This window comes from Streptosporangium sp. LJ11 (assembly GCF_051918945.1).
Lineage (GTDB): Bacteria > Actinomycetota > Actinomycetes > Streptosporangiales > Streptosporangiaceae > Streptosporangium.
Genome location: NZ_JBPXMB010000016.1, coordinates 195,295 through 216,791 on the forward strand (window position 1 = coordinate 195,295; position 21,497 = coordinate 216,791).

General features: G+C 71.4%; 16 protein-coding genes. 13 read left to right on the forward strand and 3 right to left on the reverse strand.

Translation table 11 applies throughout. The annotated features are described in order from the left end of the window. The first annotated feature begins 173 nt into the window (after positions 1-173). Positions 174-1,826 (forward strand): fumarate hydratase, encoded by a 1,653-nt coding sequence (locus ACTOQ3_RS24160; RefSeq protein WP_440068323.1) that lies wholly within the window; start codon positions 174-176, stop codon positions 1,824-1,826. Between the two features lie 26 nt (positions 1,827-1,852). Here ACTOQ3_RS24160 and ACTOQ3_RS24165 read toward each other — a convergent pair whose 3' ends face one another. Next, positions 1,853-3,193 carry an AAA family ATPase gene (locus tag ACTOQ3_RS24165; protein WP_440085606.1) on the reverse strand — a complete coding sequence of 447 codons (1,341 nt, stop codon included), beginning with the start codon at positions 3,191-3,193 and terminating at the stop codon, positions 1,853-1,855. 243 nt (positions 3,194-3,436) lie between these two features. Here ACTOQ3_RS24165 and ACTOQ3_RS24170 point away from each other — a divergent pair, with 243 nt between their 5' ends. From ACTOQ3_RS24170 to ACTOQ3_RS24210, 9 genes are all read left to right on the forward strand, one after another. Continuing rightward, a complete protein-coding gene (locus tag ACTOQ3_RS24170) occupies positions 3,437-4,621 on the forward strand; it encodes a serine/threonine-protein kinase (RefSeq protein ID WP_440085607.1) in 1,185 nt (394 codons plus the stop codon). A 35-nt stretch (positions 4,622-4,656) separates the two neighbouring features. Beyond that, on the forward strand, positions 4,657-6,495 hold the full coding sequence (locus ACTOQ3_RS24175; protein ID WP_440085608.1) for a protein kinase domain-containing protein: 1,839 nt from the start codon (positions 4,657-4,659) through the stop codon (positions 6,493-6,495). 123 nt (positions 6,496-6,618) lie between these two features. Beyond that, positions 6,619-8,010 (forward strand): class II fumarate hydratase, encoded by a 1,392-nt coding sequence (locus tag ACTOQ3_RS24180; protein ID WP_440085609.1) that lies wholly within the window; start codon positions 6,619-6,621, stop codon positions 8,008-8,010. Between the two features lie 29 nt (positions 8,011-8,039). Then, positions 8,040-8,426: a tautomerase family protein gene (locus ACTOQ3_RS24185; protein ID WP_440085610.1), complete on the forward strand. Its 387-nt coding sequence runs from the start codon at positions 8,040-8,042 to the stop codon at positions 8,424-8,426. A gap of 189 nt (positions 8,427-8,615) precedes the next feature. Then, a complete protein-coding gene (locus ACTOQ3_RS24190; RefSeq protein ID WP_440085611.1) occupies positions 8,616-9,362 on the forward strand; it encodes a 3-hydroxybutyrate dehydrogenase in 747 nt (248 codons plus the stop codon). Positions 9,363-9,456: 94 nt separating this feature from the next. Next, on the forward strand, positions 9,457-11,451 hold the full coding sequence (locus ACTOQ3_RS24195) for a helix-turn-helix domain-containing protein (RefSeq protein WP_440085612.1): 1,995 nt from the start codon (positions 9,457-9,459) through the stop codon (positions 11,449-11,451). Between the two features lie 151 nt (positions 11,452-11,602). Further along, positions 11,603-12,922 carry an MFS transporter gene (locus ACTOQ3_RS24200; RefSeq protein WP_440085613.1) on the forward strand — a complete coding sequence of 440 codons (1,320 nt, stop codon included), beginning with the start codon at positions 11,603-11,605 and terminating at the stop codon, positions 12,920-12,922. A 20-nt stretch (positions 12,923-12,942) separates the two neighbouring features. Beyond that, positions 12,943-13,986, forward strand: a complete 1,044-nt coding sequence (locus tag ACTOQ3_RS24205; protein WP_440085614.1) for an alpha/beta fold hydrolase — start codon at positions 12,943-12,945, stop codon at positions 13,984-13,986. Between the two features lie 2 nt (positions 13,987-13,988). Further along, the gene (locus ACTOQ3_RS24210) at positions 13,989-15,413 is read left to right on the forward strand and encodes a tannase/feruloyl esterase family alpha/beta hydrolase (RefSeq protein WP_440085615.1); all 1,425 of its coding nucleotides are present in this window, start codon (positions 13,989-13,991) and stop codon (positions 15,411-15,413) included. Between the two features lie 84 nt (positions 15,414-15,497). Here the strand turns inward: ACTOQ3_RS24210 and ACTOQ3_RS24215 are convergent, their stop codons facing one another. Both ACTOQ3_RS24215 and ACTOQ3_RS24220 read right to left on the reverse strand, forming a co-directional pair. After that, positions 15,498-17,474, reverse strand: coding sequence for a glycosyltransferase family 2 protein (locus ACTOQ3_RS24215; protein WP_440085616.1), 1,977 nt, complete (start codon positions 17,472-17,474; stop codon positions 15,498-15,500). 60 nt (positions 17,475-17,534) lie between these two features. Next, positions 17,535-18,278 (reverse strand): lytic transglycosylase domain-containing protein, encoded by a 744-nt coding sequence (locus ACTOQ3_RS24220; protein WP_440085617.1) that lies wholly within the window; start codon positions 18,276-18,278, stop codon positions 17,535-17,537. Between the two features lie 313 nt (positions 18,279-18,591). Here ACTOQ3_RS24220 and ACTOQ3_RS24225 point away from each other — a divergent pair, with 313 nt between their 5' ends. The 3 genes from ACTOQ3_RS24225 to ACTOQ3_RS24235 are packed head-to-tail and all read left to right on the forward strand — an operon-like array spanning position 18,592 to position 21,373. Continuing rightward, on the forward strand, positions 18,592-19,266 hold the full coding sequence (locus tag ACTOQ3_RS24225; protein ID WP_344921373.1) for a response regulator transcription factor: 675 nt from the start codon (positions 18,592-18,594) through the stop codon (positions 19,264-19,266). Positions 19,267-19,316: 50 nt separating this feature from the next. Beyond that, the gene (locus ACTOQ3_RS24230) at positions 19,317-20,714 is read left to right on the forward strand and encodes an ATP-binding protein (protein ID WP_440085650.1); all 1,398 of its coding nucleotides are present in this window, start codon (positions 19,317-19,319) and stop codon (positions 20,712-20,714) included. Then, complete coding sequence (locus tag ACTOQ3_RS24235; RefSeq protein ID WP_440085618.1) at positions 20,711-21,373, forward strand: hypothetical protein; 663 nt, start codon at positions 20,711-20,713, stop codon at positions 21,371-21,373. The genes ACTOQ3_RS24230 and ACTOQ3_RS24235 overlap by 4 nt, the downstream gene beginning before the upstream one ends. Positions 21,374-21,497 lie beyond the last annotated feature (124 nt).

The following is a 21,497-nucleotide window of genomic DNA, read 5'->3' on the forward strand; positions in this document are numbered from 1 at the left end:
AAAGACGCATAACCTACTAATGCTTGTCCCAAATATGCTGATTTAGTACTATATGTCCATGCGGTTGTGCGCGGCTCGGGGAGGAGGGCCGCCGCACCGACCGCGAGGACGGAGCGTGAAGGCGAGGCCGTACCCTCTAGGGAAAACAGCGCCCGCACGGAGGATCGACGACGATGCCCGAGTTCGACTACACCGACCTGCTTCCCATGGGACCGGACGAGACGGAGTACCGTCTGATCACCGCCGAGGGGGTACGGGTCGTCGAGGCCGCGGGCCGCAGGTTCCTGGAGGTCGAGCCCGAGGCGCTGCGGCTCCTCACCGAGAACGCCGTCCACGACATCTCCCACTACCTGCGGTCGTCCCATCTCGCCCAGCTCCGCAAGATCATCGAGGACCCCGAGTCGAGCGGGAACGACCGCTTCGTCGCCCTCGACCTGCTGAAGAACGCGTCGATCTCGGCGGGCGGCGTGCTCCCGATGTGCCAGGACACCGGCACCGCGATCGTGATGGGCAAGCGCGGCCGTCACGTGCTCACCGACGGCGCCGACGCCGAGCACATCTCCCGCGGAGTCTACGACGCCTACACCCGGCTCAACCTGCGCTACTCCCAGATGGCCCCCCTCACCATGTGGGAGGAGAAGAACACCGGCTCCAACCTCCCCGCGCAGATCGAGCTCTACGCCGAGGACCCGGGCGGCCACCCCGACGAGTACAAGCTGCTGTTCATGGCCAAGGGCGGCGGCAGCGCCAACAAGTCGTTCCTGTACCAGGAGACGAAGGCGGTGCTCAACGAGAAGCGGATGCTCCAGTTCCTGGAGGAGAAGATCCGCTCCCTCGGAACGGCCGCCTGCCCGCCGTACCACCTGGCGATCGTCGTCGGCGGCACGTCCGCCGAGTTCGCCCTGAAGACCGCCAAGTACGCCAGCGCCCGCTACCTGGACTCCATCCCCACCGAGGGCTCCCCCTCGGGCCACGGCTTCCGCGACACCGAGCTGGAGGCCAAGGTCTTCGAGCTCACCCAGAAGCTCGGCATCGGCGCGCAGTTCGGCGGCAAGTACTTCTGCCACGACGTCCGCGTCATCCGCCTCCCCCGCCACGGCGCCTCCTGCCCCGTCGCCATCGCGGTCTCCTGCAGCGCCGACCGCCAGGCCCTGGCGAAGATCACCCCCGAGGGGGTCTTCCTGGAGCAGCTGGAGACCGACCCGGCGAGGTTCCTGCCGGAGACCACGGACGACCACCTCTCGGACGACGTCGTCAAGATCGACCTCAACCGCCCGATGCCGGAGATCCTCGCCGAGCTGACCAGATACCCGGTCAAGACCCGCCTGTCGCTGACCGGGCCGCTGGTGGTCGCCCGCGACATCGCGCACGCCAAGATCGGCGAGCTGCTGGACGCGGGCGGCGAGATGCCGGAATACCTCAAGAACCACGCGGTCTACTACGCCGGACCCGCCAAGACCCCCGAGGGCTACGCCTCGGGCTCCTTCGGTCCCACCACCGCCGGGCGGATGGACTCCTACGTCGAACGCTTCCAGGCGGCCGGAGGCTCCAAGGTCATGCTCGCCAAGGGCAACCGCTCCAAGCAGGTCACCGACGCGTGCCGGACCCACGGCGGCTTCTACCTCGGCTCCATCGGCGGCCCCGCCGCCCGCCTCGCCCAGGACTGCATCAAGAAGGTTGAGGTCCTGGAATACCCCGAGCTGGGCATGGAGGCCGTCTGGAAGATCGAGGTCGAGGACTTCCCCGCCTTCATCGTCGTGGACGACAAGGGCGAGGACTTCTTCACCGACTCCACCGGCCCCGTCCTGACCATCGGCCGCCGCTGACGTCCCCCTGGCGGGGCGCCGCCCCGTCAGGATCCGCCGTACAGGCGCCCGAGGTCGACGAGTTCGACGTCGGAGCGCCGTGCGGCGGTGTGCGCGAGGTCGGCGGTGAAGCCCGACCGGGAGAACAGCAGGAGCTTGGGCTGCGCGGTGACCTTCGCGCCGGGAAGCAGCCCCCGCAGGTGTTCGAGGCGCTGGAGCTCGGCGAGGGGGACGGGTGTGGTCGTGCCTTTGGCCTCCCCGATGGCGATGATCCTGTCGGCGGCGAACGGAGCCGTCTCGGTCACCACGATGTCCAGCTCGTGGCCCTGCCGGTGCTCCTTGCAGGGGATCTGCGTGGGCCGGACGGCCGCCGCGACACCTCCGAGGGTTTCGGCGGCGGCGTGTTCGAGGCACCACTCCCTGGAGAGGTCCTCGAAGTGCGGACCGTAGATCTTCCCTGAGACCGTGTCCGCGTTGGCGGCCCAGACCTGGGCCGCTCGCCGTACGACCAGTTCCGGCTCGTGCCGCTGAATGAGCAGCTGGTGGAAGCGGACGACGGGTTCCGCGACGCGGAACAGGGCGCGCTTGTCCCGCAGGGCGTCGTCGACCTGCTCGATCAGGCCGATGTCCTGAAGCCCCGACAGCAGGTGCGCCAGGGCGCTACTCGGGCGGCCGAGCGCCGAGGCGATCTCCGAACGCCGGTGGTTACCGGCGCTGAGAGCGCTCAACGTGGCGGCGTAGGAGGTCGGATCGGCGATCGAGGGCTCCTCCCTGAGCAGGAGCGCACCCTCGCGGAACATGGCCGAGGCCGGGTTGAGCAGACGGCGCTCCACCCATCTGTCGAACGCCGCGAGGTCGGCCGGCCCGGATCCACCGCACATCTCAAGGTAGGCCGGAGTCCCGCCGACCAGGGCGTTCAGCCGGAACGCGAGTTCGGGGTCGTGGCCGACGTTCCAGAAGGCGGCGGCATCGCGGAACCTGAACGGCCGGACGACCAACTCCAGCGAGGCTCGTCCGCGAAGTGGTGCTCCACTCCCCAGAAGCCGGGCCATGGTGGTGAGAGCGCTACCGCAGAGGATCATCCTGGTCCGCGTACGCTCCTTCGCGTGGCCGAGCGGGCTGAGCGCCGCCTGGAGGTACGAGGGCAGGGCGGGGGTCGTCGCGGTCAGGTAGGGGAACTCGTCGACGATGACGGGTACGGCCCGCTCCTCGCCGAGACGCAGCAGTTCGTCCAGCGCGTCACGCCAGGTGCCGAAGACGACGGGCACGCCCAGTCCGCGAAAGGCCGCGTAGGCGGCACCGAGATCCGCGAGGTTCTGCCGCTCGCTCTGCTGGGTGGCCGCGAACAGGAATCCGCCAGTCTCCCTGGCGAGCAGGTCTACGACCATCACGGCAATGTCGGGACGAAATCCACCTCGCCGCTGGTGTTCGACGCCTGAAAGCACGCCTATTACCTGCAGTAACGCAACGTACGGCCCGATCATGGAGAGAAGCCGTGGAGCCTGGCCAACTGGGCAGATGTCACGCAAAGTTTCTCAACAGTCACGAGCGCGAAAATCTGACCCAAGTTGGCAAGAAGATTCGGCCCGGTCTCTACTGGTCGCATTACGCAAATCGGTAAGCTGCACCACATGCGTGCGCCGCCCGGATACCTTCTCGCAGCGCGCTACCGGCTGTCAGAACCGGTGGGGCGCGGTGGCATGGGCACCGTCTGGCGAGCACACGACGAGTTGCTCAACCGCGAGGTGGCCGTCAAGGAGGTCCGCCTCCCCCTGGTCCTCGACGAGGAGCTCCGTGCCGAGCTGTGCGCCAGGACCGAGCGCGAGGGACGCGCGACCGCGATGGTCGCCCACCCCTCCGTCATCACCGTCTTCGACGTCGTCACCGAGGACGAGCGCCCCTGGATCGTGATGGAGCTGCTCCGCGCCCGATCGCTGGAGCAGCTCCTCCAGGACCACGGGCCGCTGCCGCCGCGCCAGGTGGCCGAGATCGGCCGGCAGGTCCTGGGGGCGTTGCGCGCCGTGCACGCCAAGGGGATCCTCCACCGCGACGTGAAGCCGAGCAACGTCCTGGTGACCGACGACCGGGCCGTGCTCACCGACTTCGGCCTGGCCGCGCTCGAAGGCGACGTGTCGATCACCCAGGCGGGCATCGTGCTGGGTTCCGCCGGATACATCGCCCCCGAGCGCGTGCTGGGGGCCAAGGCAAGCCCGTCCGGCGACCTGTGGTCGCTCGGCGCGACCCTCTACACCGCCGTCGAGGGCCGGGGCCTGCACGGGCGCCGTACGGCGGCGGCCGCGCTCGCCGCGCTGACCAGTGGTGAGCCGATCCCCATGGAGCGGGCCGGACCGCTCACGCCGGTGCTGCGCGGCCTCCTCACGATCGACCCGAACTCCCGGCTCGAGGCGGGGCGGGCCTCGATGATGCTCGCCAGGGTGGCGGCCGGCGGGATGGCCGAGGAGTCCCTCCCCAGGCCCCCCGGGCGGCCCGAGGGCAGGCCGTCCCCGGGCGGGTCCGACGGGGCGTCGGCTCCGCAGTTCAGCCGCCGCTCGCAGCACCGCGGGCTGCACCGGGTCGGCTCCGCGCCGCCCCCGGCACCGCGGCCCTCCTCGCCCGGATCGCCCCCGCCGCCGTCGGGGCCCGCGTCGGGGCCGACGCCCCAGCTTCGCGCGCACCGGCGTCCCGGCGAGGGCGTCCACCGGAAGCCGACGGAGATTTCGCCAACCTATCGCCCAATTGTCCGTTTTATGACACCCTTCATAAGGTTGGTCCTCCCGCGTCTTCTCTGGCCGAGGGAACTCCGTAAGCGCGGGTAAAGCGCTTCTCAAGGTGGAATGGCTATCTTCTTCTCATGCCGGAACAGCAGACGCGTGTGCTCGCGGACCGTTACGAGCTGATCGCGCCGCTCGGCCGAGGCACGATGGGCACCGTTTGGAAAGCCCACGACCGTTCCCTCGGCCGTGAGGTCGCCATCAAGGAGATCCGCCAGGAGCCCGGCCTCAGCGAGGCGCAGCGCACCGAACTTCGGGAACGGATGATCCGCGAGGGTCGTACGGCCGCCCGCATCAGCCACCCCTCGGTGGCCACCGTCCACGACGCCATCGTCGAGGACGGCAGCCCCTGGATCATCATGGAGCTCGTGCAGGCGCGTTCCCTGGAGCAGGTGATCGAGGAGGAGGGTCCCCTCCCACCCCGCCTCGTCGCCGAGATCGGGGCCGACCTGCTGGGGGCGCTCCGCGCGGCCCATGCCCAGGGGGTCCTGCACCGCGACGTGAAGCCCGGCAACGTGCTGATCACCGAGAGCGGCCGGGTGGTCCTCACCGACTTCGGCATCGCCAAGGCGGAGGGCGACACGAGCCTCACCAAGACCGGCATGGTGATCGGCTCCCCCGGATACACCGCGCCCGAGCGGGCACGCGGCGAGCACACCGGGCCCGAGTCCGACCTGTGGTCCCTCGGCGCCACGCTGTACTTCGCGGTCGAGGGCCGCCCGGCCTACGAGCGGTCCTCGGTGGCGGAGACCCTGGCCGCGCTGATGAGCGAGCAGGTCGACCCGCCGACCCAGGCGGGGCCGCTGCGCCCGGTGCTCGAGCAGCTGCTGGAGAAGGACCACACGACGCGGCTGACGGCCGCCCAGGCGGGCGCGCTGCTCCGGGCGGTGGCCGACACCCCCTCGCACCTCGCGGAGTCCCTCCCCCCGCCCCCGGCGCCCGCCGCGGCCCCTTCCGCCCCCGCCTTCGCACCGTCTCCCCCGGCCTCCGAGACCCCCCTCGTGGAGGACGCCGGAGACACCGGACACATCGGAGACGCAGGAGACGCCGAAGACACCGAAGACGCCGGGCAGGAGCCGGATGGCCCCGGCGCCCCCGAGGACGGCGCCGGCGGTTTCGACGCCGACCGCACCATGGTGGTCATCCGCCCCAAGGACGGTCTGCGCATCCCCGGCGGAACGGCGCCCACGGAACCCTCCGGACCCTCCGGACCCACCGGACCCACCGCCTCCCCGGCGCCGGCCTCCGGCCGTCCGACGACCTCGCCCTACCCGGACCGGCCGCCTCTCGCGGAGCCGGGCAGACCGGTCGCGGGACGAAAGGGTCCCGCCGGTCTCGGCACCCCCGTCGCGCGAGGACCCGCGGCTCCCGGTGGCGCCTTCGGGAGGCCTGGGGCGTTCGGGCCGGGTGCCTTCGAGGCGCCGGCCGAGGAGACGGCGGTCTTCGGAGGCCCGGGAAGCGAGTCGGCGGCCACCCCGCCCCACGGTTTCCCGGTGAGCGGCAGACCCGATCTCTCCGCCACCCCGCCGCACGGCTTCCCCCCGGTCGATCCGGAGCTCGCGGCCTCCGGCGAGGGGCGCCCGGGGTCCCCCGACTCCGAAGCGCCCCCTCCGCCGCTGAGGCTCTTCCCCGGCAACCGGCCGCCCGGCGCCGGCGGCCCGCCCGACCGGGGAGGGCCGGGGGCCGCGCAGCCCTGGCGTCCGCCGGGCCCCGAGGCGTCCGACGGCGCCTACCGCTCCCCGGGCCTGGGCACCGACCTGTTCGCGATCGCGAACCAGAACGCCCGGCCCGACCCCGGCCGTCCCGGACCGAGGAAGCCGCCGTCCCAGAAGACCCGGATCGGCGTCCTCGTCCTCATGGGCGTGGCGGCGATCGCCCTCGTGGTGATCATGATTCTGACGGTGGCCGCCTTCTTCTGAGCACTTCCGGGCACGGTCCTGAGCACTTCTGAGCACGGTCACGAGCACGGCCCGCGAGGAGAACCCCGTACCCACCCGCTCCCCGCCCGGTTTGATTCCCCCTCCAGGACGCAGACTGGGTTCATGAGCGAGTATCGGATCGAGCATGACTCGATGGGTGAGGTACGGGTTCCCGCGGGTGCGAAGTGGCGGGCGCAGACCCAGCGGGCGGTGGAGAACTTCCCCGTCTCCGGGCGCGGGCTGGAGGTCCCGCACATCGCGGCGCTCGGCCTGATCAAGGCACTCGCGGCCGAGGTCAACGCGGAGCTGGGGGTGCTCGACAAGGAGCTGGCGCAGGCGATCGCCGAGGCCGCCACCGACGTCGCGGAGAACGAGTGGGACGGCGAGTTCCCCGTCGACGTCTTCCAGACCGGCTCCGGCACCTCCTCCAACATGAACGCCAACGAGGTGATCGCCACCCTCGCCGAGGAGCGGCTCGGCCGTCCCGTCCACCCCAACGACCACGTGAACGCCTCGCAGTCGTCCAACGACGTGTTCCCCACGTCCATCCACGTCGCCGCCACGACCGAGGTCTCGTACCACCTGATCCCCTCGCTGCGGCACCTGGCCACCGCGCTGCGGGACAAGTCGCTGGAGTTCGACGGCGTGGTCAAGGCCGGGCGCACGCACCTGATGGACGCCACCCCGGTCACGCTGGGGCAGGAGTTCGGCGGGTACGCCACGCAGGTCGAGAACGCCATCGCGCGGGTGCGGGGCGCGCTCCCGCGCCTCACCCAGCTGCCCCTGGGCGGCACGGCGGTCGGCACCGGCGTCAACACCCCTCCCGGCTTCGCGGCCAAGGTCATCGAGAGGCTGCGCGAGGCCACCGGGCTGCCGTTCTCCGAGGCTCCCGACCACTTCGAGGCCCAGGGTGCCCGGGACGCCGTCGTCGAGCTCTCCGGCCAGCTCCGCACGGTCGCGATCTCGCTCAACAAGATCGCCAATGATCTGCGCTGGATGGGGTCCGGCCCTCGGGCGGGACTGGGCGAGATCAACCTGCCCGACCTGCAGCCCGGTTCCTCGATCATGCCGGGCAAGGTCAACCCCGTCGTCCCCGAGGCGGTGACCATGGTCGCCGCCCAGGTCATCGGGAACGACGCGGCCATCGCCTTCTCCGGCGCCTCGGGCACGTTCGAGCTCAACGTGATGCTCCCGGTCATCGCGCGCAACGTCCTGGAGTCGGTACGGCTGCTCGCCAACGCCTCCCGGCTGCTGGCCGACCGGTGCGTGCACGGCATCACCGCCAACGTCGACCGCATGCGCGAGTACGCGGAGTCGTCGCCGTCGATCGTCACCCCGCTCAACCCGTACGTCGGATACGAGGAGGCCGCGAAGATAGCGAAGCAGGCCCTGGCGGAGCGCAAGACCATCCGCGAGGTCGTCATCGAGCGCGGCCACGTCGCCAACGGCACCCTCACCGAGGAACGGCTCGACGAGCTGCTCGACGTGCTCTCCATGACCCGGCCGCCCTCGTAGACCGTGCCCCGGCCTGGGAGACTCAAGGCATGACCCAGATCAAGTTCTACGGCCGCAGGGACGTGTGGGCCGACCGACGCCGGGAGATCTCCGACACCGTCCACGGCTGCCTGGTGGACGTCTGGCAACTCCCCGAGGACAAGCGGTTCCACCGGTTCCTGCTGCTGGACGCCGAGGACATGATCTGCCCGCAGCGGAGCGAGCGGTACCTCATCGTGGAGATCGCCTGTTTCAGCGGCCGGTCGGACGAGGCCAAGCGCTCGCTGATCCGCGCCCTGTTCACCAGGACCGGCGAGGCGCTCGACCTCCCCGCAGAGGACCTGGAAATCGTGATCATGGAGTCGCCCAAGGTCAACTGGGGCATCCGCGGCCTCCCCGGCGACGAGCTCACGCTCATGTACCCGGTCACCATCTGAGAGTCGCGCGACCCCCGGCGGCCGGCTCCGGGCGTTCGCGTCCCGGAACGCGCGAAGGCGCCCCCTGGAACGGGTGCGGAGGGAAGACGGCGTCCCTGCCGGAGCGGAGACTCGCCACATAAGCACGTAACGGAGTGTGGGGGTGGGCGACATGGGCCGGGATTCGGGTCATTGCCTAGATTCGGCAGCATGATTGACCTAGCGGGTCGGCGAGCCGTGGTGACCGGGGCGGGCAGCGGGATCGGGCGCGCCTGCGCGCACCGGCTGGCCGCGGCCGGCGCGCACGTGCTGGCGGTCGACATCGACGCCGAGGCGGCGGCGAAGGTCGCCGCGGAGATCTCGGGAACACCCGTCGTCGCGGACCTGTCGGACCCGGACTTCGTCCGGGCGATCCCGCCCGGCACGGACATCGTGGTGAACAACGCCGGGTTCCAGCACGTCGCCCCGATCGAGGAGTTCCCCCCCGAGGTGTTCTCCAAGATCCTCAAAGTGATGGTCGAGGCACCCTTCCTGCTGGTCAGGGAGGTCCTGCCGGGCATGTACGAGCGCGGCTGGGGCCGGATCGTCAACATCTCCTCGGTCCACGGGCTCCGCGCCTCGCCCTACAAGTCGGCGTACGTCACCGCCAAGCACGCCCTCGAAGGGCTGTCCAAGACGATCGCCCTGGAGGGCGCCCCCCACGGCGTCACCTCCAACTGCGTGAGCCCCGCCTACGTCCGCACGCCCCTGGTGGAGAACCAGATCGGCGCCCAGGCCGGCACCCACGGCATCGGCAGGGACGAGGTGGTCGAGCAGATCATGCTCGCCCCCGCCGCCGTCAAACGGCTGATCGAACCGGAGGAGGTCGCCGAGCTCGTCGCCTACCTCTGCGGCCCGCACGGCTCCTTCATGACCGGCACCTCCCTCCCCATAGACGGCGGCTGGACCGCTCGCTGAGCCCGGTGAACCCGTGGGACCGGCGCCGGAGATCGAACCGACGGGGGAAGGAGCCGGACCTGAGCGGCGTCGCGAGCATCGGAGAATGGTCGGTATGAGCGCACGGGTCTTTCTCGAACTGCTGGCCAGGGAGGCTTCGGCGGTCGAGTTCGAGGGGCCCGTTCTCTCGGCGAGGACCGGCGGGGTCGGCGCGGAGGCGCTGGCGGAGCTGGAGGAGACCAAGCTCGCCGCGCTGAAGGTGCGGGCGCTGCTGCGGCGCAGGGCGAAGCGGGAGGCGGAGCTGTCGGCGCTGTTCGACACGGCGGGCGACCTGGCCGGGCTGCGGGACCTGGACGCCGTCCTGGAGGCCATCGTGCACCGGGCCAGGCAGCTGCTCGGCACCGACGCGGCCTACATGACCCTGCACGACCCGGAGCGGGGCGACACCTGGATGCGGGTGACCGACGGCTCGGTGTCGGCGAAGTTCCGGGCGCTGCGGCTGGCCATGGGCGCGGGGCTCGGCGGGCTGGTGGCCCAGACCGCCACCCCGTACTCGACCGCCGACTACTTCGCCGACGAGCGCTTCCGCCACAAGACCGACATCGACGACGCGGTGCTCGAAGAGGGGCTGGTCGCCATCCTCGGCGTACCGCTCAAGCTGGGCGCCCGGGTGATCGGCGTGCTGTTCGCGGCCAACCGGAGCGTGCGGCCCTTCACCCAGGACGAGGTCGTGCTGCTGGGCTCGCTGGCGGCGCACGCGGCGGTGGCGATCGACAACGCCCGGCTGCTGCAGGAGACCAGGAACGCGCTGGAGGAGCTCAGCGAGGCCAACCGGCAGGTGAACGCGCACAGCCAGGCCGTGGAGCGCGCCGCGCTCGCGCACGACCGGATGACCGGCCTGGTGCTGCGCGGCGGCGGGGTCGAGGACGTGGCGGCGGTGGTGACGGAGGTGCTCGGCGGCTCGCTGACGGTGCTCGACGACGCCGGGCACCCGATCGCCGGGGACGCGGGCGTGCTGGAGGAGGGCGCGCTGGGCGAGGCGGCGTCCGACCAGCCGGCGTCCGGCCAAGAGACGGGATCGAGAACGGGATCGGGGACGAACTCGGGGACCGGCCGGAGACCGGGCTCGAAGCCGGCCGCCAGGCGAGGGACGCGGAAGGCCGCGGACGTGATCGCGGACGCCGCGCGGTCGTCGAGGGCGCTGGGACGCACCGTGCGGCAGGGAGACCTGCTGGTCGCGTCGGTGGACGTGGGCGCGGAGCCGCTGTGCACGCTGGTGCTGCGCAACGGCGGCCAGGTGTCGGACGCCGACCAGCGCATCCTGGAGCGGGCCGCGCTGGTGACCGCGTTGCTGCTGCTGTTCAGGCGTACGGTGGCCGAGGCGGAGGGCCGGGTCAGGGGCGAGCTGCTCGACGACCTGATCTCGCGGCCCGCCCTCGACGGCCTGGCCGACCGCGCCCGGCGGGTCGGGGTGAACCTGGACCACGACCACGTGGTGGTCGTGGTCCGCCACGGCGGCGGGCGGGAGCGGGCAGCGTTCTGGGCGTCCTCCCAGGCGACGCTGCACCACGGCCTCGCCGCGCAGCGCGGCGACGAGGTGGTCCTGCTGCTTCCCGGGGACCGGCCGGGACCCCTGGCCAAGCGGGTGGCGGCCGAGCTGAGCGCCTCGCTCGGCCACCCGGCCACCGCGGGCGCCGGAGGGCCCGTGCGCGGCACCGCGGAGGTGGCCGCCGCGCACCGGGAGGCGCAGCGCTGCGCCGACGCCCTGGTGGCCCTGGGGAGGGCCGGGGAGGGCGCCGGAGCCAGGGAGCTGGGCTTCGTCGGCCTGCTCGTCGGCGAGGGGCGCGACATCGGGGCGTTCCTCGCCTCGGCGCTCGGCCCGGTGATCGACTACGACGCCCGCAGGGGCACCGCGCTGGTCCAGACGCTCACCGCGTACTTCGGCACGGGCGGCTCGCTGTCGCGGACGAGCGAGGCCCTGCACATCCACGTCAACACGGTCACCCAGCGGCTGGACCGGATCGGCCAGCTGCTCGGCGACGACTGGCAGGCCCCCGAGCGGGCCCTGGAGATCCAGCTCGCCCTGCGCCTGCACCGGCTCAGCGGCTGATCCGGCCGCCGGCGGGCCTCGCGGCGGGGCGGCCTCACACATCCACATAGGGCGCCCGTCGGCTATGGCGGTCGTACCCATAGGAGTGACGCCTACCACTACGTACGGTAGCCGGAATCCCCCCCAACAGCGATTCCCCTTGGTGAGTGAGATGGCAGAGAAAACCCGTACCCCCATCGGAAAGATCGTGGGTGCCAGCCTCGTCGGCACCACGATCGAGTGGTATGACTTCTTCCTGTACGGCTCCGCCGCCGCGCTGGTCTTCCCGCAGCTGTTCTTCCCCCAGTCGGAGCCGCTGACGGGCACCCTGCTGGCGTTCCTGACCTACGCGGTGGGCTTCGTGGCCCGCCCGCTGGGCGCGCTGGTCTTCGGGCACTTCGGCGACCGGATCGGCCGCAAGAAGCTGCTGGTGGTCAGCCTGCTGATGATGGGCGGGGCGACCTTCCTGATCGGCTGCCTGCCGACCCACGCGGCGATCGGCATGGCGGCGCCGCTGCTGCTGACCCTGCTCCGGCTCGTCCAGGGCTTCGCCCTCGGCGGCGAGTGGGGCGGCGCGGTACTGATCGTCTCCGAGCACGGCGACGCAGCGCGCCGCGGCTTCTGGGCCTCCTGGCCGCAGGCGGGCGCCCCCGGCGGCAACCTGCTGGCCACCGCCGTGCTGGCGGTGCTGGCCGCGGTCCAGACGGAGGAGGCGTTCGTGAGCTGGGGCTGGCGGATCCCGTTCCTGCTCTCCGGCGTGCTGGTGCTGGTCGGCATGTGGATCCGGCTCTCCATCAGCGAGTCGCCGGTCTTCCAGCAGGCGGTCGCGAACGCCAAGCCCTCGAAGTCCCTGCCGATCGTCGAGGTCTTCAGGTACCACTGGCGCGACGTCCTCATCGCGATCGGCGCCCGCTTCGCGGAGAACGTCTCCTACTACGTGATCACCGCGTTCGTGCTGGTCTACGCGACGGCGCAGGCCGGGCTGGCGAAGCCGGTCGTGCTCAACGCGGTGCTGATCGGCTCGGCCATCCACTTCGTCTCGATCCCGATGTGGGGGGCGCTGTCCGACAGGCTGGGCCGCCGGCCCGTCTACCTGCTCGGCGCCGCCGGGGTGGGGCTGTGGTCCTTCGCGTTCTTCCCGCTGATCGACACGAAGAACTTCGCCGCCGTCACCCTGGCGGTGACCGTCGGGCTGATCCTGCACGGCGCGATGTACGGCCCGCAGGCCGCGTTCTTCTCCGAGCTGTTCGCCACGAGGATGCGCTACTCGGGCGTCTCGATCGGCTCGCAGCTCGCCTCGATCGTCGCGGGCGCCCTCGCCCCGCTGATCGCGGTCGCCCTGCTGGACGCCTACAAGTCGTCGCTCCCCGTCACGCTGTACGTGGCCGGGGCCGCCGTGCTCACCCTGATCACCGTGTACGTCTCGCGCGAGACCCGTGGCCGCGACCTCGTCACCATCGGCACCCACGACGAGGCCGAGACCACTCGCTGACCGGTACGGAGAGACATCTGATGCGCATCGAGAACCGGCCGGTGCCCACCGGCCGGATCACCCAGAACGTCCTGTCGGTCACCGGGAACGACCAGAACGCCGGAAACACTCTGGAAAGCGGCGAGACCGTGCTGTTCGTGCACGGGAACGTGTCGAGCGCCGCCTTCTGGCGGGGCACGCTGCTCGCCCTCGCGGAGGCGGGCCACCGGCCGCTCGCCGTGGACCTGCGGGGCTTCGGCGACACCGAGCCCGCCCCTGTCGACGCCACCCGCGGCCTGCGGGACTACTCCGACGACGTGCTCGCCCTCCTCGACGCCCTCGGGCTGGACGGCGTGCACCTGGTCGGCTGGAGCATGGGCGGCGGGGTCGTGCTGCAGGCGCTGCGCGACCGTCCGTCCGCCGTGCGGAGCGTGACCCTGGTCAACCCGATCTCCCCGTACGGCTTCGGCGGCACGCACGGTGCCGACGGCGTGCTGAACCATCCCGACGGCACGGGCGGCGGGGCGGGGGCGGCCAACCCCGACTTCGTGAAGCTGCTCGCGGAAGGGGACACCTCGGACGGCTCCCCGGTCTCGCCGAGGAACGTGATGCGGACCACGTACGTGAAACCCGGCACGGTGATCGAGGACGAGGACGCCCTGGTCGCGTCGATGCTGTCCACGAGGGTGGGCGAGGACCACTACCCGGGTGACGCGGCGGCGTCGGAGGAGTGGCCGGGGGTCCGTCCCGGCACGCGGGGCGTGCTCAACTCGTTCGCCCCGACGCACTTCCGGATCGACGACCTGCACACGATCGACCCGAAGCCGCCGATCCTGTGGATCAGGGGCGAGGCCGACGTGATCGTCTCCGACACCTCGCTGTTCGACCTGGCCCACCTGGGCGCCCTGGGGGCCGTCCCCGGCTCGCCTGGCACCCCCGCGCAGCCGATGGTCACCCAGACCCGCGCCGTCCTGGAGCGGTACGGCCCGTACACCGAGATCGTCCTGGACTGCGGCCACAGCCCGCACATCGAGCGGCCCGCCGAGTTCCGCTCCGCCCTCTCCGACCACCTGAAGCGGAGCTGACGATGCACAGTACCCATGGCGACGCTTCGCGTCGCGGTTCGGCCGCTCGAACCCGGCTCCTCGGTCCGGTCCCCGGCGCGACCTCACGTACCAGAACGGCCGCGGGATTCGCCGCCGCCGGCCTCGCAGCCCTGGTGGCCCTGTCCGGGGCGCCGGCGGCGAGCGCGGGGACCTCACCGGCGCACTGCGCCCGGCTGGACCGGGTGGCGGTGCCGGGTGCCGAGCACCAGGTGAAGGCCTGCCTGGACGACCTCACGACGGCCGGCACGACCGTCTCCGGGCACACCGACCCGGCCGACTGGGCGGGCCTGCACCCGGCGGGGGCGGTCAACCCGAAGGGCGTGCCCGGCATCCAGGTCGACGGCTACTTCCCCGACACCTCGACCTCCAACACGACGCACGGCTGGAACCACGACTCGCAGTTCGTCCTGCGGCTGCCCGACGACTGGAACGGCGGGCTGGTGGTCACCGGCACCCCGGGCAACCGGGAGCAGTACGCCAACGACTTCACCGTCTCCGACTGGGCGCTGGCCAAGGGCTACGCCTACGCGGTGACGGACAAGGGCAACGTCGGCGCCACCTTCTACAAGGACGGCCGCCGGCCCGGTGACGCGGTCGCCGAGTGGAACGACCGGGTCACGCAGGTCGCGATCGCGGCCAAGGCCGTCGTCGCCCAGCGCTACGGCAGGCTTCCCGAGCGGACCTACGCCGCGGGCATCTCCAACGGCGGGTACCTGGTCCGCTGGCAACTGGAGAACCGGGCCTGGCTGTATGACGGCGGTATCGACTGGGAGGGCACGCTCTGGCGGGTCAAGGGTGACAACCTGCTCAACTACCTGCCCCCGGCGCTGCGGGCCTACCCGGCGGGCGACACCCAGGCGATGTACGACGCGGGTTTCGCCCGCGGCTCGGAGTTCCTGTGGCCGTTCCACCACCAGTACTACTGGGACCTGACCCAGCGCGTCTACCGTGAGGAGCTCGACCCCTCCTTCGACGGCGACACCGACGCGGGCACCCCCTTCTGCGCCTCGGGAACCCCTGCCTGCGACGCCGACTACGACTACGACGCGCGCAAGCCGTACGCGGCGGTGAGGAAGATCGGGCTCACCGGCCGGATCGGCAAGCCGCTGATCACGATCCACGGCACGCTGGACACGCTGCTGCCGATCTCCCGCTCCGGCGACGTCTACGCGGACATGGTCGGCGAGCACCGGCCGTTCCGCTACTACCGGATCACCGACGGCACCCACGTGGACAGCCTCTACGCCTCCTACCCCGACAGGCTCCGCCCGCTGCTGCCGTGCTTCCGCAGCGCGTTCGAGACCCTGGAGGGCTGGGTGGAGCGCAGGCAGAGCCCGCCGCCGAGCGCGACCCTGCCGAGGCCCTCGACCGGCGACCTGCCCAACGAGTGCCGGCTGAGCCTGTGACACCACCCGTGTGACACGCCACCCGTGTGACGCACCGCCCGGCACCACACCGCCCCCGACGGGGCGGGTGGCGCCGGGCGGATGTCAGTTGAGCATGTAGCGCCGCCGGACGGTCCTGGTCACCCGGACCGCGTTCCTGACCAGCGGTATCCGCAGCGCGACCCGCTTCAGCAGCGGGTACCAGGGCTCGGAGAGCCTGGCGGCGGCGGACCTGTGGATCTCCACCCGGCCGCCGCGGTTCATCTCCACCTTGAAGCGGAGCCCGGTCTCCTTGCCGTCCACCCGCAGGAACGGCGCCCAGACGCCCGGCGCGAGAAACCCCTCCCGGTACGCCAGCCGGGTCGGGATCTTGGCGATCAGCCGCCCGGCCAGTTCCCCGGGGACGCCGGGCTCGACCAGCGCGGGGGCGGCGACCTCGCGTTCCCTGCCCGCGGTCTGGCGGAACACCAGCTCCGCGGGCGGCCCCCCGCTCGGCGGCACGTACGGCACGGGCACGACGACGAAGACGTGCTTGCGCTGCCTGATGACCGTCGTACCCGGGGAGACGAGGACGATCGACTCGGGGAACGAGCGCGGCTCCACGCAGATCCCCAGCTCCCCCCGGTCGGACCACCAGGGGACGATCAGCCGCTTGGAGCGGTCGGCGACCATCCCGGTGCAGTTCAGCGGCGACCCGGTCACCCGGGTGCGCGCCTGCTGCGCCCCTCCGTACATGCGCACGTGTATCTCCCAGAGCCCGGGGGGCAGCGGGCCGCCCATGGCCGCCGAGTCGACGTCCAGCCGGGCCTCGCCGGTGACCTGGAGCCTGACCCCGTTGCGGTGACGGCTGCGGATCATCGAGCACTCCGAGGGCAGGAAGTGGACGTCCCCGGTGTCCTCGTGCCTGATGTAGACCTCGAACCGCGCCCTGGCGGCGGCCTGGCTGACGTCGGCCATCTCGGGCGGCAGGCGGAGCCCGTCGAGGGGGACCGGAGGCTGCCAGAGCAGGCCGTCGTTCCCGTACGGGACGAAGCGCATCGGGGTGCCGTCGGCCTGCATGATCTCCACGGTGAGCCCCAGGGCGAGCGCGCCGTCGTCCCAGGTGAGGGCCTCGAGGTCGGCCTGGAGGCGGACGCCGCGCATGGCCCCGGCCAGGACGACGAGCTGGTCGAGCCTGCCCGCGCGGAGCAGCGCGGCGCGGGCCCGCAACGGGACGGGCAGCAGGAGGTCGAGGCGCGGGGGGAAGCGCTGGACCACCAGCTCGCGCAGGGTGGTGAAGGTGGCCGCCCGGCCCGTGGAGGAGGTGACGAACCTGCCCCCGCCGAGCCGCCGCAGCACCGCGGTGCGGAACCACTGGGCGTACATCCGGTCGCGCCGGCGTCCCTCGGGCACCTCGTCGTCGATGATGTCGAGCAGCTCGCGCAGTTCCGCGGCCCAGACGTAGGGGTCCTGGGGCGGGTCGGGCCGCTCGGTGACGTGGCAGCAGACCCGGCCGGCCATGACGACGACTCTCCCGGCCCGCAGGTAGGCACGGAGCGCGAAGGCCTGCTCGGCCAGGCATCCGCCGGGGTCGGAGAAGTTCAGCGCCTCGGCGTCGAGGAAGGCCCTGCGGAAGAGCTTGTGCGGGGTGAGCAGCGTGAGCAGCCGGTCCTCGACGATGTCGGCGTTCTCGCGGTCGGTGTCGAAGACCGTGGAGGGCGGCCTCTGGTCGCTGATCAGCCGCCCGAGGAGGATGTCGGCCCCGGTCCCCACGGCGCGCGAGTACATGCGCTCCAGAGCGTCCCGCTCCAGGCGGTCGGTCTGGTTCAGCAGGTAGACGTACCTGCCCCTGGCGACCATGAGGGCGACGTTGCGGCCGCGCATCGGCGAGCCGGTCCGCTCGAGGTGGAGCACCCTGACGTTCGACCGCGCCGCCGCCAGGGTGTCGAGGCGCTGCCGGGTCCCGTCGTCGGAGCCGTCGTCGGCGAAGATGACCTCGTAGTTCTCGGAGGCCATCGACTGTTCCAGCACCGACCGGATACAGGCGTCGGCGCCATCACCGGGGTTGTGCACCGGCACCACCACGCTGACCTTCACGTCCATGCGGCCAAGGGTGCGGCGCGCGGCGCCGGGAGAAGGTCAGACTTGCCGACTCCTGGTCTCTCAGTACCAGCCTTTGGCCTGGGAATGGGCCCACGCGCCGCAGGGCGAGCCGTAGCGGCCCTTGATGTAGGTGAGCCCCCACTCGATCTGGGTCGCCGCGTTGGTCTGCCAGTCGCTTCCGGCGCTGGCCATCTTGTGGCCGGGGAGGGACTGCGGGATGCCGTAGGCGCCACTGGAGGTGTTCATGGCGCGCTCGTTCCAGCCGCTCTCCTTCATCCAGAGCTTCTCCAGGCAGCCCCACTCGCCGGCCCAGCCCCTGGCCTCCAGCATCTGCTTGCCCAGCGCCCTGTTGCCGGTCGGGTTGGAGGTGCCCGGGGGGAGTTGCTGCGGGTTGAACCCGCCGCCGCCCGGAGCCTCGTCAACGATCTTGACCTGGTTGAGGGCCTTGCGGTTCTCGCGCTCGGCGGCGATCTTGTCGGCCTTGAGCGCCTGGGCGGCCTGGGCCTTCAGCATGTCGGACTCCAGGTCGGAGCCGAACGGGTCGGAGCCGAGCATCTTTGACATCTCGTCCAGGGTGAGCGGCTTCGTCGGCGGCGCCGAGGCGTTCTGCACGGCGGTGTAGGCGGTGAAGGCGCCTCCGCCCACCAGGACCACGAGCGCGGCGCCCAGGATCAGCGCGCGCTTGGAGGTCATACCGCGCTTCGAGCTGGGACCGTCGAGGCCCTTCCCCTTGGCCGCCCTGCGGTTCGTGCGGCGAGGGCGGGGCGCCGAGCGCTCCTTCAGTTGCTGTGATCCTGGACTCACGACCTATGAGCTTGCCGTGGGGAGGGGGGTGGTCCGCAACCGAAACGGCGGAGTTGGTCGGCGTCGGTCGGCGTCCGGCCAGGTTCGCCGGGGTTTCTCACGACCTAACCGCCAGGCCACGAGCCCTTTCCCGGCAAGGAAAGCCTGGGAGTGATTTTGCTCACATTTTGCCGTACGGGGTCTCTTGACCCCCTTTAGTGATCATGGAATTGCCCGAATCGTGGTCTGACCACCACGTTCAGGTACTGTTTGCCTTATGTCTGGGTTTTGTGACCCGGCAGATCCATCCGAGCCTTGGGAGAATGATTACCCGGTGGCAGGCATCCTCCTCGTCGAAGACGATCCCTCGGTCCGTACCGGGTTGGAGCTCGCGCTCACCCGGCAGGGCCACTCCGTCACCGCCTACGCCAGCGGTGAGGAGGCCCTTGAGCACATCAGGTCCCGCCGTCCGGAGATCGCCATCCTGGACGTCATGCTGCCCGGCATCGACGGCGTCGAGGTGTGCCGCCGCATCCGCAGGCTCGACCAGCTGCCGGTGATCCTCCTCACCGCCAGGGGCGACGACCTCGACGTGGTCGTGGGACTGGAGGCGGGGGCCGACGACTACGTGGTCAAGCCGGTCGAGCCCCGGGTGCTGGACGCCCGCATCCGCGCCGTCCTGCGCCGGATGGAGTCGGTCGCCTCCGACCGCATCACCTTCGGCGACCTGGTCATCGACCGGGGCGCGCTCAAGGTGGCGCTGGGGGGCCGCGAGGTCCACCTCACCCCCACGGAACTGCGCCTGCTGCTCGAACTCGTCCGCCACCCCGGTCAGGTGCTCAACCGCAGGTATCTGCTGCGGGCCGTCTGGGACCACACCCACGTCGCCGACTCCCGGCTGGTCGACGCCTGCGTCCAGCGGGTCCGCGCCAAGATCGAGGCGGTTCCCGCCGAGCCCGAGTTCATCCACACGGTACGGGGATTCGGCTACCGGTTCAGCCCGCCGTGAAGCGGACGTTCCCCCCCTCGAAGCGGACGTTCCCTCCTTCGGTGCGGCGGATGTACACCGGCCTGCGCGGGCGCCTGGTGATCACCTTCACCCTGATCGCCGTCACAGCCTCCGCGGTCGTCGCGGGAATCGGCTACGAGTTCGTCAAGAACAGCATGATCAGGCGGGCCGAGCACGTGGCCGTGAAAGAGGTGCGCGACATCCTGGAGGGCAGCAGGCTGCCCGTCGGCGCGCTCTGGCCGGGAGACAGCCCGCCGACCGACGAGGAGATCAGCGCGCTGCAGAAGAGCCTGCGCCCCCAGGGCGGCAGGGTGGTGGTCCGCTACGAGAACTACCCCTACCCCGACGGCGACTTCGGCCCCAAGGACGTCCCCGACGACCTCGCCGCCAGGGCCACCCAGCGGATGGTCGCCAAGCGCATGACCATCGGCGGCGACATGTGGCTGCTCATCGGCACCCCCGTCTGGCGGATCGAGCCCATACACACCGCCCAGCCCACCGGAATGACCGTCTTCGTGTTCGCCCCCCTCATCGAGGAGGAGCGGCTCCTGAACGGCCTGCGGCAGCCGCTCGCCGTCGCCGGCGCCGCCATGCTGATCATCGCGCTGTCCCTGGGGCTGGTGTCGGCCCGCCAGCTGCTGCTGCCGGTCAGGCGGCTCGGCTCGGCGGCCCGCGCGCTCGGTGCCGGCCACCTCGACACCCGCCTGCCCGTACACGGCCAGGACGAGCTCGCCGAGCTCACCGCCACGTTCAACGACACCGCCGCCGCCCTGGAGCGGAGCGTCACCGAGCTGCGCGCGCTGGAGGCGATGTCCCGCCGCTTCGTCGCCGACGTCTCCCACGAGCTCAGGACCCCGCTGACCGCGATGACCGCGGTGACCGACATGCTCTCCGAGGAGGCCGACCGGCTGCCGCCCGAGCCCGCGGCGGCCGTGCGGCTGGTGCTGCGCGAGATCGCGCGGCTGCGCACCCTGATCGAACAGCTCATCGAGGCGAGCCGGTTCGACTCGGGGACGGCCACGCTGAACATGGACACCGTGAACATCGTCGACGTGGTCTGCGACTGCCTGGAGATGCGCGGATGGTCGGACCGGGTACGGGTGAACGTCCCCGAGGGACTGACCTTCTCCGTCGACCCCAGGCGCTTCGACGTCATCGTGGCCAACCTGGTGGGCAACGCCCTGCGCCACGGTGAGCTCCCGGTGATGGTGACCGCCCGCAGCACCCCGAACGGCCTGGAGGTGAAGGTGCGCGACCACGGCAAGGGCATCCCCGCGAAGGACCTGCCCTTCGTGTTCAACCGTTTCTACAAGGCCGGAGCCCGGGGTGACGGCAGCGGGCTCGGCCTGTCCATCGCGCGGGCCAACGCCCAGCTGCACGGGGGCACGATCTCGGTCCGCGCGCAGCGGCCGGGCACCCTCTTCACGGTCTGGCTCCCCCCGGCATGAGACGGCCCACCCGCCCGTACGCCCCGGGCACGGGCGAGCTCACCGGCCCGGCCGCCCCCGGTGGGAGAAGGCTCACCCGCCCGGCCGTCCCCGGCACGAGACGGCCCGCCGGCGCGAGGTGGTTCGCCTGCCTGCTCGCCGCCCTGGTGCTCTGCGGCTGCGGCATCTCCCCGACCGACGTCCAGGACTACGGCCACCCGCCGGTGATCAGCTACAGCCCCACGTGGGTGACGGTCTATCTGCTCCGCGACGGCCGGTTGGAGCCCGTCAAGGTCCCGGTGGTCTCCGACTCGGCCAAGAACATCATCGACACCCTGTTCCGGGCCGGCAAGCAGCCGCCGAAGGCGGGGCTGACCAGCGCGCTCAACGACTTCAGCCACTACGACACCAAGACGACCCGCTACTCGGACAACACCGACCAGCGCAACGAGCCGGACGACAACCTTGGCTACCGGCTGAACGTGATCATCACGGGTGAGGGCAAGGTCTCCAAGGAGGCCCTCGCCCAGATCACCTGCACCATCCGGCAGAACAAGCAGGAGAGCATCTGGAGCGTCGAGGTCACCCGCCTCTTCCCCGGCACCCCGGAGACGATGGGCGACCGGGGCTGCTTCGAGTACCGCAATCTCGCGGCGCCCGGCGTGCGGCTGCCGCCCTGAGGATCCCGCCCCGCCCCGTCACCGCGAGAGACCCTCACCACGAGAGACCCGCACCGAGAGACCGTGTTCACGAGAGACCCGGCGCCGTAACGCGCGGAGCGCGGTCGCGGGTGCTCGTACGGCA

Coding starts and splice junctions, on each gene's coding strand:
- ACTOQ3_RS24160 (WP_440068323.1), top strand. CDS start 174: ATGCCCGAGTTCGACTACACCGACCTGCTTCCCATGGGACCGGACGAG.
- ACTOQ3_RS24165 (WP_440085606.1), bottom strand. CDS start 3,193: ATGGTCGTAGACCTGCTCGCCAGGGAGACTGGCGGATTCCTGTTCGCG.
- ACTOQ3_RS24170 (WP_440085607.1), top strand. CDS start 3,437: ATGCGTGCGCCGCCCGGATACCTTCTCGCAGCGCGCTACCGGCTGTCA.
- ACTOQ3_RS24175 (WP_440085608.1), top strand. CDS start 4,657: ATGCCGGAACAGCAGACGCGTGTGCTCGCGGACCGTTACGAGCTGATC.
- ACTOQ3_RS24180 (WP_440085609.1), top strand. CDS start 6,619: ATGAGCGAGTATCGGATCGAGCATGACTCGATGGGTGAGGTACGGGTT.
- ACTOQ3_RS24185 (WP_440085610.1), top strand. CDS start 8,040: ATGACCCAGATCAAGTTCTACGGCCGCAGGGACGTGTGGGCCGACCGA.
- ACTOQ3_RS24190 (WP_440085611.1), top strand. CDS start 8,616: ATGATTGACCTAGCGGGTCGGCGAGCCGTGGTGACCGGGGCGGGCAGC.
- ACTOQ3_RS24195 (WP_440085612.1), top strand. CDS start 9,457: ATGAGCGCACGGGTCTTTCTCGAACTGCTGGCCAGGGAGGCTTCGGCG.
- ACTOQ3_RS24200 (WP_440085613.1), top strand. CDS start 11,603: ATGGCAGAGAAAACCCGTACCCCCATCGGAAAGATCGTGGGTGCCAGC.
- ACTOQ3_RS24205 (WP_440085614.1), top strand. CDS start 12,943: ATGCGCATCGAGAACCGGCCGGTGCCCACCGGCCGGATCACCCAGAAC.
- ACTOQ3_RS24210 (WP_440085615.1), top strand. CDS start 13,989: ATGCACAGTACCCATGGCGACGCTTCGCGTCGCGGTTCGGCCGCTCGA.
- ACTOQ3_RS24215 (WP_440085616.1), bottom strand. CDS start 17,474: ATGGACGTGAAGGTCAGCGTGGTGGTGCCGGTGCACAACCCCGGTGAT.
- ACTOQ3_RS24230 (WP_440085650.1), top strand. CDS start 19,317: ATGTACACCGGCCTGCGCGGGCGCCTGGTGATCACCTTCACCCTGATC.
- ACTOQ3_RS24235 (WP_440085618.1), top strand. CDS start 20,711: ATGAGACGGCCCACCCGCCCGTACGCCCCGGGCACGGGCGAGCTCACC.